This is a genomic window from Nostoc foliaceum FACHB-393 (assembly GCF_014698505.1).
Lineage (GTDB): Bacteria > Cyanobacteriota > Cyanobacteriia > Cyanobacteriales > Nostocaceae > Nostoc > Nostoc foliaceum_A.
Window position 1 is genome coordinate 77339 of the sequence record NZ_JACJTD010000032.1, and the last position, 12259, is coordinate 89597.

The following is a 12259-nucleotide window of genomic DNA, read 5'->3' on the forward strand; positions in this document are numbered from 1 at the left end:
AAATACTCCTAATTATTCTTATAACTTAGGATAGCTTGCCGCTGTTGAGCAGGCTATTTTCTTTGAGATGAACAGCATATCATTTGCGGATTCGCCCCTCATCGCCTTGAAGTATTTTTTAGAGTAATTATTTTAGACTGCTAGCTTATAGGACTACTAATTTTATCAGTAAATACCGATCAATGAGCAGAAAATATTAATAAATCCGAAAACCCTACAATGACACTTGTATAAATCTCGGTGACAATCTGAGCAAATGAGGATAACAAAATGCCCGAAAGTAAATCAAAGTTTTTGATTCCTGCTGTTGGTGCTGCTGTAGTAGTAGCAGGAAGTATAGCGGCTTATATGTATTTTAAAGTCCCATCAGGAGGTAGCTCAGACGCTCTAGGTAGTGCTAAAGTAGTACCTTCAACAGCATTGATGGCAACTTATATTAGTACTGACCCCCAATCCTGGGCAAAGTTACAGCAGTTTGGCACTCCAGAAGCACAAAAGTTAGTAGCAAAAGGTCTGGAAGATTTCAATAAGCAAATGTTCAGTGACAGTAATGTTTCTTATGAAAAAGACATAAAGCCTTGGGCTGGTGGTGTCATGATTGCTGTATTACCACCGAATCCTGTCAAACCGGCGCAGTTAAAAGTGCCATCCGGGGAATCTAATGTACCAACAAATTTACAGCAAGAATCAAATATCCTGATAGTAGTAGGAATCAAAGATCAACTCAGTGCCTTGAATTTTGCTAATAAATTGAAGTCACAAAAAGGGGTGAAATTCCAGGAATCTGACTACCAAGGTCAAAAAATTATTGAAACTACAGAAAAAGGCAAGCCGACATATAGCGTAGTTTTAAATAATAGTCACTTAGTATTAGCCCCCGAAAAACAAGCTGTAGAAAAAGCAATTGACACTTTTAAGGGACAGTCTTCTTTTGCCAGTAAAGAAGGTGCAAGCACCATTCTCAACAAAGGAGTGGATGTTAAAAACGGCCTCGCCCAAATTTATGTACCAGACTATGCAAATATGGTACAGCAATTAGCAGCTGGCAGCCCGCAGGCAAAGCAGTTACCTCCACAAGCCTTGGCGCAACTGAAGCAGATAAAATCTGTGGTAGCGGGTGTTGGTGTTGATGATGCGGGAGTGCGGGTAAAAGCGATCGCTAATTTAGATCCGCAACTAAATAAATTTCAGTATCAATCAAGTCCTGGAAATATAGTAGGTCAATTTCCCACTGATACCTTTGCTTTAGTTAGCGGAAATGGCATCAGCCGTGGGTGGGAAACGCTAGTAGAACAGTCAAAAGATTATCCAGAAATGAAGCAAGGTCTTGAACAGGTGCGAGGACAACTGAAATTTGCCAATATTGACCTGGATAAGGATATTTTTGGCTGGATGAATGGGGAATTCGCTTTTGGTGCGATTCCATCAAATCAAGGGGTGTTAGCGAGTGTTGGTTTTGGAGGTGCTTTAGTCTTTGACACTAGCGATCGCAAAACTGCCGAAGCCACTTTAACAAAATTGGATACCCTTGCCAAAACCCAACAAATCAACATCGCTAATAGAAATATCGGTGGTAAAGACGTAACTGAATGGCAAATCCCCCGACAAGGAGGTTTATTGGCACATGGTTGGCTGGATCAAGACACTGTATTTGTAGCTGTTGGTGGCCCAGTTGCTGACGCAGTTGCCGATCGCAAGAATCAATCTCTTGACAATAGCGACGCCTTCAAAGCCGTTACTGGTTCTTTGCACAAGCCCAACGGCGGCTATTTCTACCTGGATATGGATAAAACTAAAACTGTGCCCTTGATCAAGAGTTTAATCTCATCTGACGCCAATACCATCACCATTCTGAGTTCCATTCGTGGTCTTGGTTTTACCGCCAATAGCCCCGATAAATCCACCAGTGAATTAGAGATGTTATTAGCTCTGAAGCCTTCTGCAAAATAGGGCATTGGGCATGGGAAAGAGGATAAGGGGATAAGGAGAAAGACTTGTTGCAAGTTCTCACTCAAGTTACCTAGTTCCCTTGTCTGCCCAGATCCCCCCACTTACAAAACTTGATTATTCCGAGTTTCCAAGGTTTGGTTGAGTCTATCCAACGCGCCAATCAATCTTTCTTGGGCTACAAGGTTAGGATCTGGCAAAGGTTCATCGGCGACTTCTTCTTGTCTCTTGAATTTTTGTAAGGCTCGAATTGCCACAAATAAAATTAAGGCAATGATTACAAAGTCAACTATTGCGCCAAGAAACTCGCCAATCTTGATTCCCGGACTAATGGTGATTGTTCTCCAGTCTTTGCCAGTAAAACTAACCAAGGGATTAATCAATGGCATGATTACATCTTCAACAAAGGAAGTGATAATCTTGCCAAAAGCAGTACCAATGATGACAGCGATCGCTAAGTCAACTACGTTGCCTTTGAGGGCAAATTCTTGAAAATCTCTTAAAAAGCCACTTGCTCTTCTTCTTGCTCTGGCCATACTTGACTCTCAATAAGCTTAACTTACCGTAATTTTCTTTATAAATGGCACTCAGCTTTTTTCCATCTCTGTTGAGATAGATATTTATAAATATCGAAATCTTACCAGTTTTGAATAAAATTATCTGATAAATATAAATTGGAAACCAGCATAATTTCCATCTTTTCAGAATTTTGCTACTCTCCAAATATCAAGCTTCTATAATATTGATTGCTTGGAGCAAGCGAAAAAGGCAGACTGCCGTTATACAATTCAATTCATTTCTAGACTGCCGTCCAGCAAGTATGTCATAAGTAGAAAAGGCTGTTACATGCAAATTGATTTATGACCGCTGCTGTAAACACTAATCCTGGTTTAGCTTCCCGCTTGGTGAATGGCATACTGGCAATCCAACCTTTAGCCAACCTAGCCAAGCATCAAGCTAGACAAATGATGATTAAACGTGCCGAGAGAATTGGTGTGCCTTGGACACAAGAAGTCGAAACATTACAAGCGCGTGATTGGAAGACCGATCTAGCTCAAGTAGAAAATCCTCAGCTTTCCTACCCAGAATACTACTTGCGGCCATTCCATGCCTACGAAGGTGGAGACCTCAGTTGGAAAGCGGCTTGGGAGTTAGAAGTTGCTGCCCGTACTGTCCATGCCGGAATTTGGCAAGATGCTGGAGCACAAGGAGATGCTAAACTGCGGCAAAGTTACCACGATATCCTCAAGGCGCAAATTCCCAATCAACCCCAAGACATCCTAGATTTGGCCTGCGGTGTCGGTCTGAGTACATTTACCATGCAAGAAATTTATCCCCATGCCAAAATTACAGGCTTGGACTTATCTCCCTACTTCTTAGCCGTTGCGAATTACCGCGCCCAACAACGTCAAGCTAAAATTAACTGGCTTCATGCCCAAGCGGAATCTACTGGGCTACCAGATGCCTCATTTGATTTAGTCTCTATTTTCTTGATGTGTCACGAATTACCTCAGTCAGTAACTCACCAAATTTTTGCTGAAATGCGGCGCGTGCTGCGTCCTGGTGGCTACTTGGCAATCATGGACATGAATCCTAAGTCAGAAGTTTACCAGAAAATGCCACCTTACATTTTGACTTTGCTCAAAAGTACTGAACCGTATTTAGATGAATATTTTGCTTTGGACATTGAACAGGCTATTGTTGACGCAGGTTTCCAAACTCCCACTATCACTAACAATACCCACCGTCACCGCACAGTGATTGCTCAGGTGAGTGGTTGATTTTTTTCTAATGCTGTGGGCAGCAATACCACCCTTGCTGCTGCTAGGCTACTACTACTATCGGGTGCCATTTGCCCCGCCTCTGTTAAGGTTGCTGATGTTCTTTATCATCGGGGCAATATCTGGTATCTTAGCCCTTAGCCTCGAATGGATTTTTGAAATTGTAGTTAACTGGGTTTTAGACTGGTATCAGATCAAGCGATGCCTACCGCCAAGCAGGTGCGCGTCTACGCTTTTTGGTGTAGCGTTGCGGCAGCTTGTGGAAGTAGGTTCAATTGAAGAAGGCTGCAAGTTAGCAGCGGTTGTTTTTCCAACCTGCTATCTGCAACGCAGGTATCGATTACTTCCCTCTACCGTTTTCCTCTTCACCATAGGCGTTGCCCTTGGATTCACTGCCGAAGAGAACTGGATTTACCTTTACCACGGTACAGCATCAATTCTTGACCGTGCTATCGGCACGCCAGTCCACGCTATGTTCTCTGCGCCTTGGGGCTATGGGTTGGCAATATATATTTCCTCTAATACTCGGTTAAATCGAGACAGAAAGTTTATTTTTAGGGCTTGGCTAAATTCTGTAATTTGTCATGCCCTGGTAAATGTGCTATCTAGTGCTTGGCGTTACCCACTACCCCTACGTTTCCTGAGTTATGGTTTATTTCCGTTTCTGTTGTGGATGTTTTGGCGACTGGAACAATTACTGCGAAAAGTGCAAGGCAAGCCTGCAATTCTCTTGATTTCAGACGGTACACCCCAGCGCCGTTATTGGCAGAGGAGTTTAGTGGTGTTTGCTCTAGTGCTGGGTGGAAATGCTATTTTTGGGCTGTTTCTCTTAGCCAGGATTCTTAGTCCTTTGAGTCCGTCAAAGCTTTTTGATGCCGATATTTTGTGGTTTATATTTAGTCGCTTTTTATTAAATCTCTTTTTCGGAGTTTTAGCCTGGGGTATTTATCGCTATTTGCGACATTCCACTCGTCGTCGATATTTTTAAAATATGATTTAGAAAAGTGTTAGGGATAGAACATGGGGCATTGGGTATTAGGCATGGACATGGGGATAATATAAATTCCCTATGTCCTATGCCTGGATTTTCAATTAGCTAAACTCGTGCCAATACTGGTTGACTAACAGCTGCACTGACTGAATTTGATTCTGATTCATTACAGTAGATTTCGCAGGAGTTATTGGGACTTTCAATCAGTTTCACTTTGTAAAGTTTAGCTCCCAATTCCTGAATGGGCGATCGCAGTAAATTACTAATGTAAAGTGCGATATTCTCAGCAGTGGGTACAACTTCGGCAAAGTAAGAAATGTCTTTGTTTAAAAAGGTGTGATCGAATGGCTCTACCACATAATTTTCTATAACTTGATTCAGGGCACCTAAATCGACAATCATGCCAGTGCGTGGATCAATTTCCCCTTTCACGGTGACTTCTAGATGATAGTTGTGTCCGTGACCGTGGGGACGGGCGCACTTACCATAAATCTCAGTGTTTTCTTCATTACTGAGGTTAGGGTGAGCTAACCGATGGGCGGCGCTAAAGTGATTACTGATAGTGAGGTAGGCTTCCATTGCGTTTCCCATATAATCTGCCCAAAGTTCAGGATGTTCAAATAACTGCACACGAACTAAAGGCAAGTGGGGTGCTAGCCGCTGCCAAATAATCCGTGCAATATTCTCAGTGGTGGGCAGAGTTTGTTGAAATTCTGCCCACACATCGTTGAGATAAGAGAAGTCCAATTGACTGGTAACTTCCTGTTTAATTACGTGTTTAACATCGGACAAGTTCAGCACCATGCCATATTCATCCAATTCCCCGGCTAGGGAGATAAATAAGACATAGTTATGTCCGTGTCCCGGAAATCTAGAGCAAGCACCAAATTTCTCAATATTCTCGGCTTCACTCAGTTCTGGCAACCAATAACGATGACTTGCCGAAAACTGGGCGCGGCGATTAACAATGCATTGCATGAGTACACTATGAGCAGAATTTAAAATTTCTTAATCTTTCTCTGTTTCCAGCATAAACTAATTTCTTTATCAGTTGTCATTAGTCATTAATCATTTGTTATTTGACTAATGACTATTTACAAACGCTTGCGCCTCACAGTGCAATCTCGTAGCTATGCGGAATAGTTCTTGACCTGTGTGCAAATAACGCTCATCGTAGTTCAAAGGAAAATAAGCCAACTCTTCGAGTCCATCTGCTACTTGATCCAGGCTGTAGTAGAGATGAGCTGCTGTTCTTGCTAAACTAGGGGGATTCGGCAGGGAGCGAAAAGTAATTTGTGCCTGCTTGAGGTCATCTCGACAGGTTTTTAAGTATTCTTGAAATTCGTCTAACAACTCATCATCAAAGGGATCAGCAGCTAATTGCTCCATTTGTTCTTCTAACGAATAAAGAATAGTACAAAGCAAGCGATTTACTGGCTGGTAAACTTGGCGCAGCCATTCCTCAACTTGCTCGTCAACATCCCGTCCTGTTTTTCGTCTTGTCTGGTGGTGCTTTTGCGCTGATGCTGTACGCTGTTGGCGATCGCTATTTAATTTTTCAGAGTCATCTTGCAGTTGTTGGTCATAATTGCGGCGATTTTGGTTGTCGCCTAAGACCTCATAGGCTGCATTAATGCGGATAATCTGCTCGTGATCGGCTGTTTCCTGATTACTGTCAGGATGAAATAACTTAACCAAGCGGCGATAAGCTTGCTTAATCTCCGCTTGGCTGGCACTTGGACTAACTTTGAGAGTTTCGTAATGGTTAGAAACGTGCTTGGAATTGACCATTAATTCAATTTATCGTTAACTGACGCTAGTGGCTAACCTTGCCTCCAGGTCTTGAAACAACGGCGTACTTAAATACCTCTCACCAAAACTGGGCTGAATCATCACAATTAAGCGTCCCTTATTTTCTTGACGTTGGGCAACGCGAATTGCTGCACATAAAGCTGCTCCAGTGGAAATACCAGATAGTAGCCCTTCTTCTTTTGCCAAACGCCGACTGTAGGCGATCGCTTCTTCGTCGGTGACGGTAATCACTTCATCAATTAATTTTATCTTTAGAACTTGGGGAATAAACCCAGCACCAATTCCCTGGATTTTGTGGGGCCCTGGTCGTCCCCCAGATAAAACTGGGCTATTGGCTGGTTCAACAGCGATCGCCTTAGAATTAGGCTTGCGTGCTTTAATCACTTCTGCTACACCAGTGATCGTACCACCTGTGCCCACCCCTGCGACGATCATATCTACTTGTCCATCGGTATCTTCCCAGATTTCAAGGGCAGTAGTTTCCCGATGCACTTTTGCATTGGCTGGATTGCGGAACTGCTGCAACATATAGGTATTTGGTGTAGTATTAACTATTTGTTGCGCTCGCCCAATTGCCCCACTCATGCCTTCCATTCCTGGCGTTAGTTCCAGTTCTGCTCCATAGGCCCGCAACATTGCCCGTCGCTCCCCACTCATTGTCTCTGGCATTGTCAAAATTAATCGATAACCCTTGGCTGCTGCTGCCATTGCTAGGGCAATTCCTGTGTTGCCAGAAGTGGGTTCTACCAATACTGTCTTCCCAGGAGTAATCAGCCCCTCTTCTTCGGCGGCGTTAATCATACTTACTCCAATCCGGTCTTTGACTGATGCCGATGGGTTCATACTTTCCAGCTTCACCAAAATTTCAGCAAAACATCCTTCTGTTTGGGGAATGCGGTTGAGCTGCACTAGGGGTGTACGACCAACCAGTTCTGTAATGTTATGAGCAATTCGCATAATTTAGTCCTTAGATACTTAGTCAAGAGTCATTTGTCAAAAGTCAGTCCTGTTAGGCTTTGACGTTCCCGCGGGGTATGCGGGTTTCTAAAACTAGGGAACTGGCGTTAGCGATAGCGAGTAACGAGCGTCGGAAACAGAGTGTCACCCCTAAGAGGGTGTTTTAAAAGTATTATTGCTAATACTAAAATTTCAAAAACCTAGCCTCCCAGCCCCAATTCACTTGTAGAGAATCGAGGTTTCAAAGCTTCTCGACCTTTTGGGGAGTGGTTTGGAGAGAGATGAGTAGTTACTTTACGGCTTTCCAAACATCCTTTAAGGGTCAAATAAGCAATAACAAATAACTCTTGACTAAATGTAGTACATGATATCCAATTGCCGCCGTGAATCTCGTTTTTCACAAAGATCCTGGAGCGTATACTTTTGCAACACTAAATTTGCTGCACGACTTGCTTCTTGCCAGATTTCTTTTATAATCGAGCTGTCTACCGTTTTAGAATTAACGTTTTCTTCACAGGTTCCCACCTCCAACCCTTCTAAACATTCCAAAATCTCAAAAAGGATGATTTTCCGGGGTTCTCGCATTAATAAATAGCCACCTTTTGACCCGCGCTGACTTTTGACTATACCCCCACGCCTCATGGTTGCTAGTAGCTGTTCCAGATAGCGATCGGGTATGTTTTGTTGTGCTGCAATTTGTCGAATTTGCAGCGGTTCGCCACTTTCGTAATGAGCGGCCATCTCTAATAAGGCTAGAATTGCGTATTCTGATTTACACGATAGTTCCACAAGTAGTAACAAGTTAGGGTTAGGAGTTAGGAATTATCAGTTAGGAGTTGGGAGCCATTCAATTTGAATTTTAGATTTTTTCTTCAATCCAAAATCTAAAATTGGCAGAGTTAGGATATTACATAATATCTAACTTTATACCGCTAACTTCCATGAAAAAAGCTCGCTCAGAAAAAGTTGCTCACAGCCTAAGTTAGAAGTTCGTCGCTGCTAGGGTGAACATTACAATGTCTACCCTACTGTGGTCTATTCATATAAAACCCTTCATAACTCATAACTTCTAACTAATAACTCCTAACTCTTCTAGTATACTCCGGTTACCTACTGGGGTTTCTTTATTTGTTGTTTCTACCGACAACAAAAAGCCCCGCCTGATGGCGGGGAGCAATAAAGTTCAAAATTGTCAATGGATAGTCAATACTCTAGAAGGTGAAAGTTGTTCTCAGCGTACCGATAATTGCATCGTCGTTAGCGCTGCTTTGACCAGGAGAGGTTAACCAGATTACACCAGGAGTCACTGAGATGTTATCCGACACACGATATTTGTAGAAGCCTTCAAATTGATAGGGTGTATCATTACCAGCAAAACCTGGTCGGTTAAAGGAATAGGGCTGTGCACCAGCAAAAATACCTAAAACGTTACCCTGTTTACCAAAATCAGGTAAGGCTACACCAACACCATAGCTCCAAGCTTCATAATCATCACCTATACCGACACCTGTGACATCGTGGTAAGAGACGAAGCCACTAATTGACAGCTTGTCGCTAGGTCTAAATGCAGCCGACACACCGTAGGAGTTGCTGGAACCTGCACCTAATAAAGTGTTAGCTTGTCCAGTACCTACTACAACCTCTCCAAAAGTTCCATCTGATGTGGAACCTGAGTTGAATAAAGAACCACCTGCACTATATCCGTGGACGTAGGTAGCAGCTAAAGCCAAGCGATCGCTAACACTAAAGTTTAACTGTCCAAGAGCTGCGTAGTCTCCGTTGGTCAGACCTGAACTAAGAGTAGGATTATTAGCTTCTGATGCCAAGTAACCCGCAGTGATTGAGCTATTTCCTAGAATGCCACCACCTTGACCAAGAGGTAAATTGACCGCTATACCTGCACCACCACCAATCCGATAGATGGGACTTTCAGAAGCAAAGCTAGATAAAGCACCGTTACCGCCATCAGTGTTGTCGAAAAAGTAAGGGTTATTGACGGCTGCATAATGGCTGTGTCGTCCACCACTAGCTGCGAGATAAACTTGGGCTGGGCCTACGGGAGCTTCATAGGTCAATCGGTCTATTTTGACGCTATTGTTACCTGTGCTACCAACTTGAAAAGTTTGTGTACCTTCAGCAGTGTTGATACCAGCACCGGCGTTATCCACTAATGAAAAAGCTTGTGCATTACCAGCAGAGAGACGGGTAGTTAAAACGTCTCTACCAGTGAAGCTGGTTTGTAAGTTTAAACGCACCCTATCTTGGAAGACAGTATTATTAGCATCACCAGTCTCACCCCCAAACACATCAGTAACGGCAAAAATGGCTTCACCGACTAGTTTGGTAGTAGTGGAGAACTGATTAGCTTCCAATTCCGCAGTCCGCGCTTCTAAGGAATCGACGCGACCGCGTAGGGTTGCCAATTCTGCGGAAAATTCTTCTTGTAACCGTTGTAAGGTAGCTAAATCTTGTTTGGTCACCAAGTCAGCTGTTGCTGTGGCAATCAATTCGTTAACCCGATCCAAACAGGCGTTCAAGCCAGCGGCAAATTCGTAACGGGTCAAAGCACGGTTACCGCGATAAGTAGCATTTGGGTAACCTGCAATACAACCATAGCGCTCAACCAAGGACTGCAATGCTTGGAATGCCCAGTCTGTAGGTTGTACGTCGGAAAATTGAGAAACCGATGTTACTTGAGACTGAGAATTATTTTGGCTACCTTCGTTGCTGTAGCGATTAACTTGATCTATGGTTGTTTGAGCCAATATTTCTGGCTGTTGGGCAACTTCAGTTACACCTGGTTGTCCGACTGGTGATACTTCAGTGGTTGTGTTTGGAGCCGCAATTGCTGTTGCCGAAACTAACAATGTTGCTCCCAAAACTGCTGGGCTAACCACTAAGGATTTCCACAATATACTAGACATCTCTATTACTCCTCACACCTTGTTTAGATAATTGTATTCGTTGCACCTAAAATCTCAAAAATGCGACATCTCATTGAAACCTGTGGATGAGGCATAGTTGCCACTACTACAATTTTAGTTTTTGCAAAGCTAATAAACGATTAACTTAGGGTTAAAAACTTATGTGATTAACTTATGCAAAAACATATCTTTATATCATAACATTATAAAACATCTGATCTAGATGGCAAGATCACAGCGATCGCCTTAATAACTGTCACACATAATTATCTAAATATCTAAGCAGGGAGTAGCGTCTAGGGCATTCACTCCCTACGCAGGCTAAATTGCTCAAAGCTTAGACACTTAGCAGCTTGTCAGTAAAAATCACTTCTTCCACTTAGCCCTACTAGAAATCACATACTAGTTAAAACACAGTGATTCGGCTATACAAACATAGCAGAGCCTTTCAACGGGGTAGTTTGTCTGCTATTTTGATCACAAACACTAGCTTAGGAATCAAGGGTTTTGAAACCCGCGCACTCCAAAGTAAAACACGTAATTCTACTCTTAAAGCTTGCTACGCGCTGCGTCTTTCGTTGCGGTGACTTCCAGTTGCCTAGTGCAAGATGTCAAAAGAAATCACTTAGTTGATTTGGGAAATCGCCTGTGCTACATCAAAGTCAGCCTGCGTCAGCCCACCTGCATCATGTGTTGTGAGTGTAATCTTCACTTTGTTGTAGGAAATCTCTATATCTGGATGATGTCCTGCCGACTCAGCAGGCTCAACCAGCTTATTGACAAACTCAATTGCTTGGATAAAATTCTTGAATGTGCGGGTAATTTGCAACTTGGAGCCTTCAACAGTCCAACCTGACAAAACTTTTGTACGTTCTTGAATTTCTGCGTCAGTCAGTAGTTGTGCCATATCAAAAAATTCCTATTTTTTGTATTGTCTTGATCACATTATGTATTTCATCAAATTAAATCCCTTTTATTCTCTACAGAGAAAAGATGGGAGGATAAACTAGGGCATAATGCGTATGTACATATTTAAATCAGACTTAGTAGATAGACCTTATTGCTCACATTTGGTCAGACGCCAAGGTTTGTATACAAGATATTTTTATTTTTAAGAAAAGTTAAACACGTTGGCTTTGCCTGCGGCAGGCGTCGCTATCTTAAATTTTCAAAAGTAACTATTGATAAAACATAAAGTCACCCATAAAAAACTATCCGCTCTGATTTAGATCAAGCGATCTAAATTAGAGCGGTCTAGCGGGTCTTCAGGTTGCAACCAGACTGCCGGATGGAACTCCGAGCTTGCCTAGCTACTTGAGCTAACTTAGTATCTCAAAGATAACTAAGGCTAACTTTTAGAGAACAGCCCCGGCGCGCAGCCGGCTAACTGCAACCTGATGACCCATGCATTTACTACTTTCTATCATGGGCATCACCTCCTTATTGCCTAAGCGGTCTTAGTCTCAAAAGGGTAGAGTTTTTACTCTGTGTTTATAACCTTCACCTAACATAACACATAAATTTAAAGATATTAACCATATATAAAAAAATCCCCCACCAAAAGGCGGGAGATGAATGGAGAATGGGGAATATTGACACTTTATTGGCTTATGCCAAGGAGATTATTTAATCTGGGTGGTGTCAATTTTCGGCAACCACAACCCTAATTCAAGTCATGGTCGACTTTTAACATTAGAGAGCGTTACCGCGAGGTAGAACTTCCTCAGGGAATACAAATTGTTCGTGGGGTTGATCTTGAGGAGCCATCCAAGCGCGGATACCCTCATTCAGCAAAATGTTTTTGGTATAGAAGGTTTCAAACTCAGGGTCTTCCGCCGCCCGCAATT

10 protein-coding genes and 1 pseudogene are annotated in these 12259 nt (G+C 42.8%); 3 read left to right on the forward strand and 8 right to left on the reverse strand.

The window, feature by feature from the left end; translation table 11 throughout:
* Nucleotides 1-270 precede the first annotated feature (270 nt).
* Entirely contained in the window at nt 271-1950 is a 1680-nt protein-coding gene (locus H6G92_RS23610) for a DUF3352 domain-containing protein (RefSeq protein WP_190896334.1), read from the forward strand.
* 101 nt (nt 1951-2051) lie between these two features.
* On the opposite strand, the gene mscL is transcribed toward H6G92_RS23610, so the two are convergent.
* Nucleotides 2052-2483 (reverse strand): large conductance mechanosensitive channel protein MscL, encoded by a 432-nt coding sequence (gene mscL / locus H6G92_RS23615; RefSeq protein ID WP_190896335.1) that lies wholly within the window; start codon nt 2481-2483, stop codon nt 2052-2054.
* A 324-nt stretch (nt 2484-2807) separates the two neighbouring features.
* Here mscL and H6G92_RS23620 point away from each other — a divergent pair, with 324 nt between their 5' ends.
* Nucleotides 2808-3728: a class I SAM-dependent methyltransferase gene (locus tag H6G92_RS23620; protein WP_190896338.1), complete on the forward strand. Its 921-nt coding sequence runs from the start codon at nt 2808-2810 to the stop codon at nt 3726-3728.
* Nucleotides 3721-4716: a PrsW family intramembrane metalloprotease gene (locus H6G92_RS23625; protein ID WP_190896340.1), complete on the forward strand. Its 996-nt coding sequence runs from the start codon at nt 3721-3723 to the stop codon at nt 4714-4716. Before H6G92_RS23620 ends, H6G92_RS23625 begins: the two co-directional genes overlap by 8 nt.
* A gap of 108 nt (nt 4717-4824) precedes the next feature.
* On the opposite strand, the gene H6G92_RS23630 is transcribed toward H6G92_RS23625, so the two are convergent.
* The 7 genes and pseudogenes from H6G92_RS23630 to H6G92_RS23660 all read right to left on the reverse strand — a co-directional run.
* Nucleotides 4825-5697, reverse strand: coding sequence for a 6-carboxytetrahydropterin synthase (locus H6G92_RS23630; protein ID WP_190896342.1), 873 nt, complete (start codon nt 5695-5697; stop codon nt 4825-4827).
* Between the two features lie 105 nt (nt 5698-5802).
* Entirely contained in the window at nt 5803-6510 is a 708-nt protein-coding gene (locus tag H6G92_RS23635; RefSeq protein WP_190896344.1) for a J domain-containing protein, read from the reverse strand.
* 15 nt (nt 6511-6525) lie between these two features.
* Nucleotides 6526-7488, reverse strand: coding sequence for a cysteine synthase A (cysK, locus tag H6G92_RS23640; RefSeq protein ID WP_190896346.1), 963 nt, complete (start codon nt 7486-7488; stop codon nt 6526-6528).
* A 351-nt stretch (nt 7489-7839) separates the two neighbouring features.
* Entirely contained in the window at nt 7840-8277 is a 438-nt protein-coding gene (locus H6G92_RS23645) for an RrF2 family transcriptional regulator (RefSeq protein ID WP_190896347.1), read from the reverse strand.
* 422 nt (nt 8278-8699) lie between these two features.
* The gene (locus tag H6G92_RS23650) at nt 8700-10412 is read right to left on the reverse strand and encodes an iron uptake porin (RefSeq protein WP_190896349.1); all 1713 of its coding nucleotides are present in this window, start codon (nt 10410-10412) and stop codon (nt 8700-8702) included.
* A 625-nt stretch (nt 10413-11037) separates the two neighbouring features.
* The gene (locus H6G92_RS23655; protein ID WP_190896351.1) at nt 11038-11319 is read right to left on the reverse strand and encodes a 4a-hydroxytetrahydrobiopterin dehydratase; all 282 of its coding nucleotides are present in this window, start codon (nt 11317-11319) and stop codon (nt 11038-11040) included.
* Nucleotides 11320-12104: 785 nt separating this feature from the next.
* Nucleotides 12105-12259: pseudogene (locus H6G92_RS23660) on the reverse strand (photosystem II D2 protein (photosystem q(a) protein)); the annotation flags it as partial.

What these genes read in the sequence shown, in the direction of transcription:
- H6G92_RS23610 (WP_190896334.1), top strand. Translation starts at nt 271, where the DNA reads ATGCCCGAAAGTAAATCAAAGTTTTTGATTCCTGCTGTTGGTGCTGCT.
- mscL (WP_190896335.1), bottom strand. Translation starts at nt 2,483, where the DNA reads ATGGCCAGAGCAAGAAGAAGAGCAAGTGGCTTTTTAAGAGATTTTCAA.
- H6G92_RS23620 (WP_190896338.1), top strand. Translation starts at nt 2,808, where the DNA reads ATGACCGCTGCTGTAAACACTAATCCTGGTTTAGCTTCCCGCTTGGTG.
- H6G92_RS23630 (WP_190896342.1), bottom strand. Translation starts at nt 5,697, where the DNA reads ATGCAATGCATTGTTAATCGCCGCGCCCAGTTTTCGGCAAGTCATCGT.
- H6G92_RS23635 (WP_190896344.1), bottom strand. Translation starts at nt 6,510, where the DNA reads ATGGTCAATTCCAAGCACGTTTCTAACCATTACGAAACTCTCAAAGTT.
- cysK (WP_190896346.1), bottom strand. Translation starts at nt 7,488, where the DNA reads ATGCGAATTGCTCATAACATTACAGAACTGGTTGGTCGTACACCCCTA.
- H6G92_RS23650 (WP_190896349.1), bottom strand. Translation starts at nt 10,412, where the DNA reads ATGTCTAGTATATTGTGGAAATCCTTAGTGGTTAGCCCAGCAGTTTTG.
- H6G92_RS23655 (WP_190896351.1), bottom strand. Translation starts at nt 11,319, where the DNA reads ATGGCACAACTACTGACTGACGCAGAAATTCAAGAACGTACAAAAGTT.